15 protein-coding genes are annotated in these 15,738 nt (G+C 56.2%); 2 read left to right on the top strand and 13 right to left on the bottom strand.

Translation table 11 applies throughout. The features are described from left to right. Positions 1-12: 12 nt before the first annotated feature. From ATY78_RS01185 to ATY78_RS01125, 13 genes are all read right to left on the bottom strand, one after another. A complete protein-coding gene (locus ATY78_RS01185; RefSeq protein ID WP_088680515.1) occupies positions 13-1,197 on the bottom strand; it encodes a glycosyltransferase family 1 protein in 1,185 nt (394 codons plus the stop codon). Further along, a complete protein-coding gene (locus ATY78_RS01180; protein ID WP_088680514.1) occupies positions 1,178-2,347 on the bottom strand; it encodes a glycosyltransferase in 1,170 nt (389 codons plus the stop codon). Before ATY78_RS01180 ends, ATY78_RS01185 begins: the two co-directional genes overlap by 20 nt. Then, positions 2,344-5,184, bottom strand: a complete 2,841-nt coding sequence (locus ATY78_RS01175) for a glycosyltransferase (RefSeq protein ID WP_245313459.1) — start codon at positions 5,182-5,184, stop codon at positions 2,344-2,346. The genes ATY78_RS01180 and ATY78_RS01175 overlap by 4 nt, the downstream gene beginning before the upstream one ends. 84 nt (positions 5,185-5,268) lie before the next feature. Next, positions 5,269-6,600, bottom strand: a complete 1,332-nt coding sequence (locus tag ATY78_RS01170) for an ABC transporter ATP-binding protein (RefSeq protein ID WP_088680513.1) — start codon at positions 6,598-6,600, stop codon at positions 5,269-5,271. Next, positions 6,597-7,469, bottom strand: a complete 873-nt coding sequence (locus tag ATY78_RS01165; protein WP_011424112.1) for an ABC transporter permease — start codon at positions 7,467-7,469, stop codon at positions 6,597-6,599. Before ATY78_RS01165 ends, ATY78_RS01170 begins: the two co-directional genes overlap by 4 nt. Then, entirely contained in the window at positions 7,469-8,335 is an 867-nt protein-coding gene (locus tag ATY78_RS01160; protein WP_348626676.1) for a class I SAM-dependent methyltransferase, read from the bottom strand. The genes ATY78_RS01165 and ATY78_RS01160 overlap by 1 nt, the downstream gene beginning before the upstream one ends. Continuing rightward, positions 8,335-8,979 (bottom strand): acyltransferase, encoded by a 645-nt coding sequence (locus ATY78_RS01155; protein ID WP_088680511.1) that lies wholly within the window; start codon positions 8,977-8,979, stop codon positions 8,335-8,337. The genes ATY78_RS01160 and ATY78_RS01155 overlap by 1 nt, the downstream gene beginning before the upstream one ends. Continuing rightward, positions 8,943-9,560 (bottom strand): acyltransferase, encoded by a 618-nt coding sequence (locus ATY78_RS01150; RefSeq protein ID WP_245313458.1) that lies wholly within the window; start codon positions 9,558-9,560, stop codon positions 8,943-8,945. Before ATY78_RS01150 ends, ATY78_RS01155 begins: the two co-directional genes overlap by 37 nt. Beyond that, positions 9,547-10,518, bottom strand: a complete 972-nt coding sequence (locus tag ATY78_RS01145) for a glycosyltransferase (RefSeq protein ID WP_088680510.1) — start codon at positions 10,516-10,518, stop codon at positions 9,547-9,549. Before ATY78_RS01145 ends, ATY78_RS01150 begins: the two co-directional genes overlap by 14 nt. A gap of 276 nt (positions 10,519-10,794) precedes the next feature. Continuing rightward, on the bottom strand, positions 10,795-11,910 hold the full coding sequence (locus tag ATY78_RS01140; protein WP_088680509.1) for a glycosyltransferase family 4 protein: 1,116 nt from the start codon (positions 11,908-11,910) through the stop codon (positions 10,795-10,797). A gap of 108 nt (positions 11,911-12,018) precedes the next feature. Further along, positions 12,019-12,828 (bottom strand): Fis family transcriptional regulator, encoded by an 810-nt coding sequence (locus ATY78_RS01135; RefSeq protein WP_088680508.1) that lies wholly within the window; start codon positions 12,826-12,828, stop codon positions 12,019-12,021. Continuing rightward, on the bottom strand, positions 12,825-13,430 hold the full coding sequence (locus ATY78_RS01130; RefSeq protein ID WP_088680507.1) for an RNA polymerase sigma factor: 606 nt from the start codon (positions 13,428-13,430) through the stop codon (positions 12,825-12,827). Before ATY78_RS01130 ends, ATY78_RS01135 begins: the two co-directional genes overlap by 4 nt. 35 nt (positions 13,431-13,465) lie before the next feature. Beyond that, on the bottom strand, positions 13,466-14,002 hold the full coding sequence (locus ATY78_RS01125; RefSeq protein WP_088680506.1) for a tetratricopeptide repeat protein: 537 nt from the start codon (positions 14,000-14,002) through the stop codon (positions 13,466-13,468). Positions 14,003-14,175: 173 nt separating this feature from the next. Here ATY78_RS01125 and ATY78_RS01120 point away from each other — a divergent pair, with 173 nt between their 5' ends. After that, positions 14,176-15,228: a type III polyketide synthase gene (locus tag ATY78_RS01120; RefSeq protein ID WP_088680505.1), complete on the top strand. Its 1,053-nt coding sequence runs from the start codon at positions 14,176-14,178 to the stop codon at positions 15,226-15,228. After that, the gene (locus tag ATY78_RS01115; RefSeq protein ID WP_088680504.1) at positions 15,225-15,728 is read left to right on the top strand and encodes an isoprenylcysteine carboxylmethyltransferase family protein; all 504 of its coding nucleotides are present in this window, start codon (positions 15,225-15,227) and stop codon (positions 15,726-15,728) included. Before ATY78_RS01120 ends, ATY78_RS01115 begins: the two co-directional genes overlap by 4 nt. Positions 15,729-15,738 lie beyond the last annotated feature (10 nt).

Here is a 15,738-nt window from a genome sequence, read left to right as displayed (position 1 = left end):
CTTCCGTTCCTTTCAGACTGTCCGGGAAAAGGCCACCGCCTCCTCCACTATCGCTACAAACTTGCGCGCCGCCTCGATGCGCACGGAATTTCTTCGCTTGACCGCCTCTTGTTCCAGATCCAGCTGAGGCCCCGGCGTCAAGGTTGGCCACAGGTCGGAGATCGCGCCCGCGAGATCTTCTGCATCCGATGTCTTGAAGAGGCGGGCATGCTCGAGCCCTTCGACCTGTTCCGTATGAACCGCAATATCGGATACGATCATCGGTCGCCCCAATGCCTTAGCATCTTCGATCACAGTGCTCCAACCTTCGAATCGTGAGGGTTGGAGCACTGCTGCAGCCATCCGGAACAATTCGAGCTGATCCTCGCGCGGCACAACCCCTAGAAACCGCACCCTGTCCTGAAGGCCCCATGTTTCAAGAGCCTGAACCAGCGATTCAAAATGGCCGGGATTGCGCCTGTCCGCCTGGAGGCCGGTGCATACAAGAAATATGTCCTCACCACGGTCGCTCAAAAGCTTCAACGCTCTGAATGCGGTCTCGTGATCCTTATGCTTCCAGAAATGATTGGCAATATAAAGAAACTTCCGCGGCAAATCATAACGCTGCAGAACTTCCCGATGCCTGTCTTGCGACGCCGGCTCCAGGCTACTGCAAAACGACCATACGCGCGGCATCACCGTGGCTTCAGGGTAGAAGCTTCGAAAATCGTTCATAGCCGCGTTGCTGGAGAGCAACAATAGGCCGGTCGAGCCGGCGATGTCGGCCATGCTTTTCGTTCTGATCCCCAGTTCACGCGCCTCGAAGAGCGCCGGGAAGTAGAGCGGCTGAAAGTCGGGTATCCAGTAGAGATTCCTCCTCCAGCGTTGCGTGACATCGAACACTGGGAAATATACCTCGTCTCCGCGCGCCCGGAAAAAGCGGCCGATCCGCGGCCACCGACGAATGGACGCGCGATGAAGCCGGCGCAATTTGGCAACCGAATTCGAATATGCGGCTGCCGATTGGTTCTGCTCGACTGCCGAGTGAGCCAACAGCCGCTTCGCCAGCGCCGTTTTCGACGACGACAGGAAGGCAAGACGAACATCAGGGCGTTGATCCGAAGGAAGCACGGACAAAGCGGCAAGCAGATTGTCGATATAGATCGAACCACCAAGCCATTGGTCGTCTTCATGGAATTCAACACAAAGGGTCGACATCGGCTCTGCCCATTTTCCATGCCTGACGTGCTATATCGCAGAATTCCCGAGCGGAGTTCAGCAGCAATCCTTGCATTTCCGCGCGCGATTTCCGTTCCATCTCAGCGTCTGGGCCAGGTGGAAGTTGCTCCCACCTTTCCGCCAGCAAGCCCGCCAGTTCTTCGTCCGACTGTGGGTCGAAATAAAAGCAGCGGCTCGGCGCCTGCTCCCTGTGAACAGGAAGATCTGAAAGAAAGATCGGCCGGCCTACCGCACGAACATCTTCGACGACGGTACTCCATCCTTCGAATAAGGATGGCTGCACGACGGAAGCAGCATGGCGGAAAATTTCAGTCTGCTCCTCGCGCTCGATCAATCCAAGGAGATGAACCTGGTCCGACAAGCCCGCATCCTTGATGAATTCCACCAATTCCATAAAATGAGCCTCATTGCGTCGATCCGACTGAGCACCCGTGCAAACGAGTGGGATTGTCAGATTGCGATCCCGTTTGAGACGCGCCAACGCTCGCAGAACGGTGATATGGTTCTTGTGAGCCCAGAACTGATTTGGCAGATAGAGATACTTTTCAGGTAGTTCAAACCGATCGACCGTAGCACGAGACGCCGGCTGCCTGGTATCGAGCCGGGAATGAAACCGCCACACCCGGGCTACGGCAGTGTGACCCGGGTAGAATTTTCGAAAATCGGCGGCCGCCACCTCACTGCTCAACACGACAACACCTGGCTTTGCCGCGATCTCACCGATTGAACGATCACGTGCAGCAATCTCTTCGGCAGAAAATAGATGCGGCAGATAACGATGTTGAAAATCGGGGATCCAGCGCACGGTGACCGCGCCCGGAACCTCGGAACCAAAACCGGGATAGACCACGTCAACCGAACCTGCGCTTTTCTGCGCCCAACCTAATCGGCGCCGAATTCGCGACACGAGACCCGCGGCATCGGCCTCGAAGATCGCCCGATCTTCATACCCATCAAGGAACCGCTCAATGACGTGAGCCGCGCCCAGCAAGCGCACAGTGGGACGTTCGCTCTCGGGCAATTGGGACAAGCCGATTGCAAGATTCCGCAGATAGAGCATTCCGCCCATCCAGGCTGGATCGTCGATAAGTTCGATGCCAATACGGAACTGCCTGGACGAGCCTCTCATTCGGCCACCCTCGTCTTGCGCGTGGCCAAATACCAAGAAACCGTGCGCCCGATCTTGGTAACGGGATTCCACGCCCTCCTGCGGAGCTGCCCCAATTCCGTGTTTGCAGCTTCGCCGCCAAAATTTATGGTGTTCAACGCATACCATTCATGACAACGAGTGTGACGCAAAATACCTCTTTGCAGAAGCTCGTCGGCAATCAACCCCTGCTCTTCTATGTGTTCACGTTTGAGAGGCCCTGGTGCCATCGCGAGGTAGACCGGCAACCGAATGATGCCCGGAATAAGCTTAGGTTGGCAAACGACGTCCGCTCCATCCCTGCGGATGGCTGCGGCGAACCGAGAAAAGGTTCTTTTCTGGCCCTTAACAACAGCCAATATTTTCCAAGGCAACGTCAGGAGAACGTAGAGGGGGAAAAAGAACCACCTCGCCGGCGTCCTCAAGGTGAAATCGGCGACGACCCGTTTAACCAAACGAAATCGAATACGGTTGCGATATTCATCTGGTGCATGCCGCGCGACGAAACGCCAGTGATCCCCGAAATTACTCATTGAGCGACGTGAAAATACTTCGTGCCAGATTGCTCTAAAACTGGAACTTCCATTTGTCGGTACGATCCCGGTTTCTTCTATATGAGCCAGAATCTGTGTTTCGTAGGTGACCCCTAACCGGAACCCCTGTTCTTTAAGCCGGCAGAAGAATTCATAGTCGGCGAGATAATGCGGCAGCATATCTGCGTCAATATTTCCGACAGCGCGTATCATACGCAAAGGTATCAGGCTTCCGCGACCAGGCAGCACGTCAACGTCATCGCAGAAACGCTCACCATCATTAATGGAATGCCTTACGGAAAACGTATAGGTCGCCCAATCGATATATTCGCCAGCATCAAGGACACGTGTCGCGTCACGACTGTCGACAATCAATCCCCCAACTGCCGCATCATGGAACTCAGATGTCTCAACCAATTTCTCCACATAGTCGGGCGGAAATTGCGTATCGTTATTCATCATAAGTACATAGTCGTCGATACTGCCGCTGTGACGCAAGACATAGTCGACACCCATGGCTACCGAACCGCTCCACCAAAGCTCGGCGTCCGAGGGGGTGAGGACCGTGACATCGGGAAATTCCGAACGGATGATCTCCTGCGTCCCGTCCGTAGAACCGCCGTCGGCTATGATGATCTGGAGCGGACCATAGGTTTGTTCTTTGAGATATCTGATGCACTCGTGAGTAAAATGAAGACGATTAAAAACTGGAACAACCGCATAGACAGTCGAATTTTGAAAATTTCTGCTTCCAACCCCGGCGTCAAATTCGGAAGTCCCCGAAACAAGCCGGCGGTTGCGAACAACAAAAGCAGCCTCCTCTACGGCTGTTCCTCCGCCTATCGCCTCCAACTCGATACTGAGTACGTCTCCAGAAGGAACCGTGGCTATATCCACCTGTGCCGACACCCAGTTCTTGCTGCTGACCGGATAGGTTCCGACGGCAGCGCCGTTCAGCATGACCTTGACAGCTTCAACTCCTGAAGAACCACCAAGAGGTAACGACAGATCAAAAGCAACAATGGAGTGCTCAGAAGGGCGCCGCATGAACCAGCGCCCACGCCGATATGCGGTGCGGGCATGCTGATACTTTTGCGGTCGCCGCCAGCCGTTCAGCAGCTCAAACTTACTCCCCTGATCTCCTGGAAATGGCAGATCAACGTATTTCCGAGGCATCATCGGCGCGAGCTTACTGACTGCGTTCGACGCGGAACTCATCCACGATACGTATTCCTGTGCAGACAACACTCCGTTTGTCTGTAGCCGCGCGGGTTCCGGCCAAACGTCCTTGAGTCGCACTCTCATTGCGATGGACCCGCTGCGCTTCGCGAGCATCGGCCCATCTTTCCTGAGATTCCATTGCTTTAGATGAGTGATCGTGCCGATATCCGGCGCGTCATAGAGAATATGGGTCAAAACCTCAACGTCCAGAATCTCCGACTGTCGCTCGAGCGTAGATATGAAATCGGAAAATCGCGGAATGCCTTCATTAACGCCCAGCAGGACGGCGGGATCCTTATCGAATATCTCAAGCTCCAGATCATCGCCCGTTTCACTTGGCCGGAACGAATCGCAGGTCGTGATTAGAACACCATTCGGCCGCAAAACACGCAACATCTCGAAGATTGCCGCAGGCACATTCCGCATATGATGTAAGGCGGCGTTACAAAATACGGCATCAAAACTTGCATTCTTAAAAGGTAGACAATGGGAGAACCCCCCGACCCAGCGGATATGGGGAAAATTCTTCAGCCCTGATTCGGCAAGAAGCGGAGAAAACTCCAACGCCGTTACATCGGCGCCCAGCAAAGAAAGACGATGGCTGTCGAAACCTAGCCCCGCTCCCACATCAAGGACCTTCAATCCGGCAAGGGATATGTCCCGGGTCAGATGGCTGACCTCGGACCACTCCCCGTACCGATTCAAAAAAACCGATGCTTTCTCCGGCGGGACCTTTTTAAGAAAGGCATCTTTGTCTGTCGCTCGATCATAGGCAAGCAACAAAGCTTCCCATTCTTCTACAACACTTGGCGTTATCCCGAACCTGTCACGATTTCCAACATTGGCGGCGATTTCGATCAACCCAAGAAGATCTTCTTCTTCATAGTCGCCAAAGAAAGGCACGCCGAGCACTTTTTGATAGTTACGAGCGCAGTCGGCACATGCAAAAATATTGCATTGACCGTCACCCGCCGGCACAATGTCATTGTTGCAGGCTACGCACCGTATATCGCTCAGATCAAAGGTATACATCAACTCAGCCCCCTGCAGATCGACGCCCGTCATCCCCATCAACAATCACGAGGAGCATTTTTATCCGAAGATACGGAACATTGACGCTCGCTTGATGAGTAGCCTTCTTTCCAACACTTATTTATCGCCATCCAGAGCACTGTGCGTGAACTCAGCGTCAAAATGCATGACAGCGTTCGGCTCGGAATAAAGAAACTGATCTCGAGGACTCAGCACAACCAAATGCGCGCATTTCCACCAGAGGAAGAGATGCGTACCGACATGTTTGCTGACGACCGAAACATTGAACGCATAGGCGCCCGGACGGAAATTCTGGTTAGGAACCTCGATCTTGAAGGTATACTTTCCGGGTTGCAGCAGGGGGATCGGTGATCCCTGCTCATAATTATCCAGCGTCACAATACTTCTATAATGCACAGCATCCAGAACAACACGTAAAATAAAATTTTCGACGGGGCGGATTACAGTGACATCGACCTCTATTATGAAGGGCTGGCGAAATTCCAGTTCCGAAACTTGTCCGTCACCATTGACTGAAAGCACCCGAAAATCGGTGCAGATCACATCTCCCGTTCCAGGTCTCTTTTCAGATTGGCCCAGAGGACCTGCAGCGGCTTGCAGTTCTCCGGCCTGCTGTGCATGGGCTTCCGCCTGCGAGAACTGAATGTCCGATTTACGTGCGTTCTTCGAATTCTGATCGTCATAGGCGCGAATGACGTCCTCGATTGGCCCATCGACATGAACTTTTCCCCGATCCAGGAAGAGACCGCGGTCGCACACAGCCCAAATAGCGCCCGGAGCATGTGAAACGAGGATGATGGCAGTCCCATTCCGCTTCAATTGCAGGATATGGTCATAGCACTTCTTCTGGAAATTAAGGTCGCCGACCGCAAGAACTTCATCCATCAGCAGGATATCGGGGCGGCTCATCGCCGCAATGGCAAAACCGAGACGCACGAACATCCCGCTGGAGTAATTCTTGACCGGAAGATCGATGAACTCGCCAAGCTCCGAAAAAGCAATGATCTCGTCCATCAACCCGTCAATCTCTTTGGTTGACAAGCCAAGCAGTGCGCCGTTCACGTAAACATTCTCACGGCCGGTCAGCATCGGAGCAAAGCCTGCGCCCGCCGCGATCAAGGCGCCCACACGGCCCCTTACCTCGACACGACCCTTATCCGGCGCGTAGACGCCATTCAGTATCCGCAGGAGCGTGGTCTTGCCGCAGCCATTGACACCCATGATCCCGAGCGCTTCGCCGCGATGCAATTCAAAACCGACGTCATTCACGGCCCAGAATTCGCCTTCGCGCAGTACGTCGGTCGTGCTGGATCGGCCGACAAGCTTTCGACCGACGTCCCTCATTCCGTATTTCATGGATTGACGCAGGGTAAGGCCGAACTTCTTGGAAACACCCTCAGCCCGAATGGCCCATTCATCAGCACTCATAGTCGTTCTGCTACTTTGTCTTTAATGAGGTAAAAGGCATGCACACCGAGCCAAAGCACCAGAATTGAAAAAACAGTCGAAAATACATACCCCCAGGCGTCCGGAACGGTGCCGAGTACAAACAGGCTTCGCGGAGTGTCGACGAGATAGGTGAGCGGATTCCAGCGGACGATCCGTTGCAGCGTCAGATTTTGGAAATCAGCGGTATAGACGACCGGAGTGACATACATCACAAGATTGATCAGGGTACTGAACATACCGGTTACATCACGCGCAACCGCACCGATGACCGAAAGCATCAGTCCTATTCCAACACCCAGCATGATGATCGGCAAAACGGCCAGAGGATAAAGTAGAGCCCACGCCGATGGCATACGGCCGAACACGGCCATGAGAAGCGCCAGGACGAAGAGATTGACCAAAAGGTTATAGAAGAGCGACGCCAAGCCCGTAATTGCCAGCCCGATCTTCGGAATGTTGGTCCTCATTACCAGATCGCTATTGCTGATCAAACCATTTGCAACCACCATCAGAGCGTTGACGAAAACACCCCAGATTGTCGTGCCGACGAAAACATAGATCGGATAGGGAAATGCCGTGTCGCCCGGATTGAGGATACCGGTCAATTGCATGAAAACGAAGCTGGCGATACCGAGCAGAGGCACGAGAACGATCCAGAGATAGCCAAGCAGCTTCTGTCGAAAACCGGCGACAAAATCGCGCACGAAAAGATGCCAGAGAATATGGCGCGACCAGTAGAGTTCACGGCTTGCGAGCAGGAGTGACCGAACAGGCCCCAACGCTTCGCCTTGGGCTTCGTACCTACGGATGACCTTGGCTGGCCGGCTATCGAAGCTATTCTGCAGCATCAACGCTTTCCATTGATTTCTGCCTTGATTGCGACGAAGGAATAAAGTCGCCCCGGCGTATTGTCCCGGCCGTTGATGGCGGAAACCAGCATCTTCATCAGCGCCCTGCCGAGCACGTGGCCCTGGCTGAACAGCATGTTCGTCAACGGTCTCCCAACAATATCTGCAACCGGGCGAGTGCAATGAACGAAACATTGCTCAGGCGTCATTGGGAAATAGTTGATCGGCGAATCGAGCGGCGCCATAACTTTGTCGAGATGCAGACCGGCATTTTTTATCGCCGATGTATATTCGTCCAGAAGGAAAGCATTTTCCCCGCCGTAGAATTTATGAAGCGAATGAGCATTCAGAAATGCCTGGAGATCGTCTTTCTTGCTCAGCACGTGCTCGCGAGTCGCCACCATGACACCGCCGGGCTTCAGAACACGGAAAATCTCACGGCAAGTCTGCGGCAGGTCTCGCGCATGATGAAGGACCTGACGGCAATTGACGACATCAAATGTGTTGTCGGCAAAAGGCAATTGCTCGGAAAATTCGCTCACTACATTAAAGTTTAGGCCACTTGCGCGCGCCAATGAGTGAATAGCGCCGGCTCCTACTAGGTCGCTCGGATCCGGTTCCAGAGCAGTCACCTCCCAGCCATCGCGGGCAAGCGCATAACTGCTGATACCGCGCCCTGCGCCAAGATCCAACGCCTTGCCGTCAGGCCGCGGCAACAGCGCCGCAATAGCTTTCCATTCAGCACTCTGCCAAAACCGTAGTGCGGCGTCTTCCAACGGATCGTCAAAATAACACGCACGCACGAGAAATTGTTGATCAGGCTGATTGCGCAACCACTGGACAGCTTCTTCCCAACTCATACTCATCATGATTTCGGCAATTCCTTGATCACCCGCGCGGGATTTCCGGCAACCAGAGTCCACGGGTCAACATCCTTTGTGACGACAGATCCAGCGGCGACGACCGCCCCTTCTCCAATCGTTATTCCTTTCAACACGGTTACATTCATACCGAGCCAAGTCTTATCTCCAATTTTTATCGGAGCCTTCTCGACAACCGCCCAGTCCTTGGATTCGCTCGCCTTTTCAAGGCCTCCCGACAAAAGCCCTTCGCGCCACCTACGAACATCCTCGGCACGGTTGCGCCAATCGACGGAATGTGAATCGTGATCGACAATTGTGCAGCCCCAGGAGATAAGGACATTGTTTCCAATCTCGATGTGGTCGGCGCAAATGATTTGAGAACCTCCTACATAGCTGTCATTCCCAATGTGCACCGTGCCAACATCACGCTCGAGAACAATCCTGCAAGAGAGAACGGAATCCTTGCCAAAGAATACCCGTCCGTCGGACTTGCCGGATCTGCAGTCAATGACACATCCGGCCAGCAAGGCGCCATTGGCATTTACTGAGTAGCCAACGGTTGAATTTGCATTCGCATGCGCCTTACGCATCTGGCGATAGACAAACCCGGCTAATCGAGTGGAGATATTTCTGGCGATATTTTGCATCTATAAACCACTCCAGGCGGGACGTCATGCGTTACGATTGCGCCGGCCGAAATTACGCTGCCCGCTCCTATACGAACTCCTTTCAGAATAGTCACGCCGAAGCTGATCCAAACATCGTCCTCAATAACAATAGGAGCGGAGACGATGCCCGGAAGATCCTCCTTCGCTGCCGGATGGCCTTTCTGAATAATGTCCCTGAAATGCTGATGCCGCTCAGTCGCATTTGCCGAATGAGCGGTTCCGTCATGGATATTGACGTCGTGAGCAATCAACACGCGATTACCGATCGTAATCGATTCCATCGACCATATCTCGCTGCGAATGCCCACATAGCACCAGTCCCCGATGGTAACCTGACCACCATGACCATATGTCTGAAGTCTACCCCTTACGAAGGAATGATCGCCTATTGCGATACGCTCCGGACCGCCGGCGAAATTTCCGATTTCAGCCTCTTCGCCGAGTTGTGAGCCGCTGCCAAGTGTACAGCTCTTCAGCCTTGCCCTGCGTCCATGAACCTCATCTAGCTGCCGGGCGAACCACGAAAAGAACCGACGTTTTACACGGTCACCCAAATGCATGAAGCAGCCTTGACTTGAGTCCCCGTGCAAAAGCTTTGAGCTTGAGCCCCTCACCCGCCTTATGCGTCCGCAGCGCCGTATCCGCCTGCATCGAGCGGAAGAAGTCTTCCAGTTGCGAGAGATGCCTAGCATCGTAGGTGACGCCGGAAGGAAACGACACTGCAGATGGAAGCACAGGCGTCACGTAATCCGTCACCTCTCCCTGACCAAGAAAATCATCATCGCCGCAATGGACGCCGGATCCGTCGAAACCGCCATTCCAGACAAGGCTGCGGCGCGGATAAAGAACTAGGCCGCGCCGGCGCGACACAGCGTACCACCACAGGATACCCCAGGAATCATTGCGTCCGGCGATGCGGTCTTCCAGCATTGCTGAAAACATACATGTTCCGTTGAGATCGAATAATTGCCGCCACGCGTTGTCTCGCCTGGCCTCCTCAAGGTCCTCAGGCACCCAGGAAAAATGCTGCCACGCGCGCTTCCAGGTGGCCCAGCCCCATGTCGTCGTGACCGGCAGCATGAAAGCGTCGGCTTCCACGTCGGACGGCGGGCTCAGCGTCAAGCCGCCGACTTGCATCACGCTCGTCTCATTCTCGTATCGATCGAGAGAGTCGATCATAAAATAAAGAAAATCAGGGCTGACGACGAGATCGTCCTCAACGACGACAACGCGTCCATATCGATCGCAAAGATCGCTCACGCCCGTGAAGATAGATTTTGCGAGGCCAAGATTGCCGGGCCGCTCGACAACGGTTGCGTTCAGCCTTGGCGCCCAGCGGCGCAGAACTTCGCGTGTCGCCTCGACACCTGCCTGAGCGGCTTCCGTTTTGGGACCGTCAGAATAAAAATAAAAGTCGCAATCCTCTATCCGTCTCGCCCTGCACAAGGCGTCAAGCGCGCGCTCGGTATGCTCGGCTCGATTGTAGGTGAAGATGGCAACCGGCGTTCTGCTGCTCATCGATCAAAACCCAATTCTGTTCGCTGCATCAGAATGACCGACAGAGCCATGCATTCCACGATTCGTGCTCCATAGGTCTTCAACATCATGTTGTGCGAGCGACAATACGGTCCAGCGACCGCCGTCCAACATCTGCGGTCGTGCATTTCTGTGTTCGATTAGTTTAGGGGTTGTGCTTTTGCAAGCGAATTATGCCTTTATTCATATCCATTCTGGTCGACTTCCCACCACAAGGACTCGCCGCCGACCACCTGACATGAAAGCAAAAGATAGTGCTCAGCGGGAACCGGCCACGTTCCGATAGAGTTCCGCATAGGATTGCGCCATCCGTTCGGCGGTGAAATTGACCTCATAGCGCTGCCGGGCATTGACCCCATAGGAGATCGCCAACGGATCATCGTTCCAGAGCCTTGCCATGGCCTGTGACAAAGCAGTCGTATCATTCGGCGGAATGACCAATCCGGTTTCTCCATCCAGGTTGACGAAGCTGGTCCCCGTACCGATTTCGCATGAAATCATCGGCTTGCCGCGCATGGCAGCCTCGACAAGCGACAGACCGAACGCCTCGGAGCGCAGGTGCGAAGGGAATACTAGACCCAGGCTGAGATCCAGAATCGCAACCTTGTCGGCATCCGGCAAGCCTCCGAGAAAATGAACATTGGACAGATTCTGCTGGTGAACCGTTCTTTTCAATTCATCCTCAGTCGGTCCACTACCAATTAGAACGACGTCGAAACCCGTTTGCCGGGCCGCTTCCAGCAGGACGTGCACGCCCTTATAATAGCGCAACACGCCGATGAAGAGAAAGAACCGCTTCGGAAGCCGGCTGCGCCACCGGGCCTTGGTTTCTTCCGCCACGACAGGATAGTCACCCTCGCTCAATCCGAGTGGAATGACGCTGGTCTTGGAACTGAAAGCTCGTAGGACCTCGCTGGACTGAAGGTAGTTTGGAGAGGTCGCGACGATGCGATCCATGCCTCTTAAAAAACGAGACATAAGCGGCCGGTAGAACTTGAGAAGCGTCTTCTGCTTCACGATGTCGGAATGGTAGGTCACGATGGCCGGCTTGCCGTGGCGGGTTGCAAGGTCGACAATGTCCATCAACGGCCAGGGAAAGTGGAAGTGAATGATATCCGCCTCTTTGCTCAGCTTTCGGAAGTGACGGAAAACATCGCGGGAGAAACCGGTCGAGGCGAACTCGAAATCAAGCTTTGCCTTGTAAGCCATATGACCGTCGAACAACATCGTATTCGTATCGGGAGACGGGCTCAGGGAAAGAACCTCGGAGCAAATACCATGTTTTTGCGTGCCCTTGGCAATGGCATGAATTGTTCGTTCCACGCCGCCGAAAGTATCGGGCCAGTAGGTCTTGAAGAAATGAAGGACTCTCATCCGGGATTCGGTATCCGTTGTTCGCCGCGCTTTTCACGACGCCGTTAGCCGATTACGAGCGCTACGCCAACAGGATACCTATGTCCAGGTGCTTCTGGCGATCAAAACTCACACCGCCACCCTCCCCCGCATCTCATCCGCAATCGCCGTCATCCTGTCCGCCGGCGCATGCCCGATCAGCATGAAGGCGTGCGTGCCATTCGACCAGTAGACGACATTCATACCCTTGCGGCTTTCGACGTCCGGCGCCTTCGGCCCCGCGTCTGACCTGACGATGCAGAGCGCCATCGGCCCGGTTTCGGGATCGAGATAGGCGATCTGGGCGAGCGGTTTGCCGTCATATTGCAGCAGCAGGGCGCGTTTGAAATCGATGCCCGGGAGCGAGACGGCTTCGGGGGAGAGCGACAGGCCGAGTTTTTCGTCAAGGCTGGCGAGCTGGGCGGTCTGGTCCTCTCTGGCAGGGACGGGGCCGGCGAGCGTTTCCGGGGTGTAGAGGGAAATATACTCGGCTACGACGGCGCGCCATTCGCTGTTTTCGTCCTTTGCCGAAAAGTTCCGTCCGATGCCGATGACGGCGCGGTCGATGGCGATGCCGGCCACGAGCGAGGCGGCGAGCGCGCCGAGCAAGCGGCGGCGAGTGACGATTGGGGGAGCGGGCGTGGAAGCGGATTTTTCACTCTCGCGCGCGGGAATCGCGGCGAGCATCGCCTGCAGTTTTTCGCGCGGGGCTTCGGCGAGAAGCGGGGTGAAAGCCTGCTTGAAGGGCAGGCTGGCGCGCGCCAGGAATTCCAGCCGCTCGGCGACGGCCTCGTCTTCATTCACCATGGTTTCGATGCGCGCGGCCTCGTCGGCCGGCAATTCGCCGTCGATATAGGCGGTGAGGTCCTCGTCGGAGGGAATGGTGTGTTTCGTGTTCATGGCCGTCCCCCTTCCGCTCCGGCGCCGGAGAGCTTGGCGCGGGCAGCAGCCAGCCGGCTCATCACGGTTCCGATCGGAATATCCAGTATGCCTGCTACCTCGCGATAGGAAAGTCCTTCCACATAGGCGAGGAAGACCACCGTCCTTTGCGCCTCGGGCAGCGCGCTCACCTGCTTCAGCACCTGCCCGGCCATCACATGCGTTTCGGTGTCGTGCGCACCGTCGAAGGTCAGCGTCTCCCCGGCATCGACGAAACCCTGGCCCTGGCGCACCCGGCGCGAGCGGATCTCGTTCAGCCAGATGGAATGCAGGATCGAAAACAGCCAACGGTCGAGCCGCGTGCCGGGAATGAATTGCTCGGCGCGCTCCAGCGCGCGAAGGCAGGTCGCCTGCACCAAGTCGTCGGCCACATCCCGCTGATGCGAGAGAACGAGACCATAACGCCAGAGCCTAGCCAGATTTTCCGTCAGGCCGCTCCTGATGTCCGCTTCGCTCGCGATGGCCGCCTCCGCCGATCTTGCATCTTTCGGAACCGCCCGATGAACCGGCGATTCCACTCTCGTGCGACTATAGGCAGGAAATATGGGGCGCGCGACCGACATTCGGATCCCTCTCCTCTCCTGCCCTGGCCTGCCGATCAGATCTTCGACGGGTCGAGGATCGCGGCGTTCAGGTCCTGATATTCCTCGCAAGTCGTGCCGCAGATCGTCTTGATCGTGTTCAACTGATCCCTGGCGAGATCGAGCCGGCCCTTGATGACATAGGCTTCGCCGAGATATTCGCGGACCTTGGCATATTGCGGGTCCATCTTCACCGATTGCAGATAGTAGGAGATGCCTTCATCGGTGCGGCCGAGCTTGCGGGTGGCATAACCGCGATAATTCAGCACCTCGGCCGTGTTCTGGTCCTTGACCGTGTCGAGCATGGCAAGCGCCTCTTCATAGCGGCCGGCCTTGGCAAGCGAATAGGCATAGTCGGTGCGGTTTTCGTCCGACACATTGGCGCTCTGCTGCTTGACGCATTTCTTGGTCTTCTGGTCGTAGATCTCGCCCTTCTTGCAGGTCGGCATCGTGCTGTTGTCATCGCCGATCGCAAAGACCGGGGCGGAGAACGAGGCAGCGGCGAGGCAGCCGCCGAGAAGGATGGAAGCGGCGCGAATTGTCGTGGTCGTCATGGGAAAACTCCTCGAAAGTGACGTTGCGAGGAGAGAACACGGCTGCCTCGATATTTATTCGGCAGCGTCTCCCATTTTCTTCATCACTGCTTCGTGAAGCGATCACCGCCGAATAAATCATCGGAACCGCGTGTTTTCTCAGTCGTTGCGCCGGGAACGACAAGGAGAATTCCGTGACCAATAGCGTAAAACTCGTCAGCCTCGCCGTCGCCGCGCCCGAACATGTCATTTCCCAGAAGCAGGCGGCCGAAGCTTCGGCTCGGCTTTTTGGCGATCGTTTCGAGGATTTCCGCCATCTTGCCCGCGTTTTCGACAGCGCCGGCATCGACAAGCGCCATGCGGCACGGCCGCTTTCCTGGTTCGACGAGCGGCATGGTTGGCAGGATCGAATGGAGGCCTATGCGGAGGTGGCGGGTGCGCTCTTCGTCAAGACCGCCACCTCGGCGCTTCTTCAGGCAGGGCTTGAGGCCAGCGATGTCGATTGCGTCGTCACGGTTTCTTCCACCGGCTTTACGACGCCGAGCCTCGATGCGCAGCTTGCCCGCCGCGTGGGCTTCAGGGCCGATATCGAGCGCGTGCCGGTCTTCGGGCTCGGCTGCGCCGCCGGCGTCTCAGGTTTTGCGATCGCCTCGCGGCTGGCACGCAGCCGTCCGGGCGCTGTCGTGCTTTTCGTCTCGGTCGAACTCTGCACGCTTGCCTTCCGGCTGGACGAGCTGACGCGGCCGAACATCATCGCGACGGCGCTTTTCGGGGATGGTGCTGCCGCCTGCGTGCTGCGCTCGGGCGAAAATGGGCTGGCGGAGGTGGAATCGACCGGCGAGCATCTCTTTCCCGATACGCTCGATATCATGGGCTGGAAGATCGACGACGGCGGCTTCGGCATCGTGCTGGCGCAATCGCTGCCGCCTTTCGCCGAAAAAGAGCTCGGCCCAGCAGTGGATGGCATTCTGGCGCGAAACGGGCTGAAGCGGGAGGATATCGGCCGCTTCATCTGTCATCCCGGCGGCATGAAGGTGCTGGCCGCGATGGAGAGTGCGCTTTCGGTGACGCCCGGCTCGCTGGATCACGAACGCGCCGTGCTTGCCGAGTATGGCAACATGTCCTCGCCGACCGTGCTGTTCGTGCTCGAGCGGGCAATCCACGCCGGGTTGCCGGAGCGCGCGGCGATGATTGCCATGGGACCGGGCTTTTCGGCGAGCTGCGTGACGCTTCGGAGGACGGCATGATGTGGCCGTCGATCGCGCTCCTGACCTTCGTGACGCTGCAGCGGCTGGGAGAGCTCGTGCTCGCCCAGCGCAACACCGCCGCCCTTCTCGCAAGAGGCGCCAGGGAGGTGGCGCCGCAGCACTACCCCCTCATGGTGGCGCTGCATGCGGGCTGGATCATCGGTCTCTGGTTGCTTGCACCGGGCAGGCCGGTCGAGCTCCTCTGGTTTCTGATCTTCATGGGGCTGCAGGCGCTCAGGCTCTGGGTTCTGGCGACGCTGAAAGGCCGCTGGACGACGCGCATCATCGTCCTGCCGGGCGCGCCGCTGGTGAGATCGGGGCCATACCGCTTTCTCCGGCATCCCAACTACATGATCGTCGTCAGCGAGATCGCCGCCCTTCCGCTTGCCTTCGGCCTGCCGCTTTACGCGGTGGTCTTTTCGCTTCTCAACGCCTTCGTCCTCCATATCAGGATGAAGGCCGAAAATGCCGCACTCAAAAGCGCAATGATTTTGAAATGAATGCGATTTT

It is taken from the genome of Rhizobium sp. R635, assembly GCF_002211285.1.
GTDB lineage: Bacteria > Pseudomonadota > Alphaproteobacteria > Rhizobiales > Rhizobiaceae > Rhizobium.
Note: the sequence above shows the minus strand (reverse complement) of the source record. Positions and strands in the feature narration are given on the sequence as shown.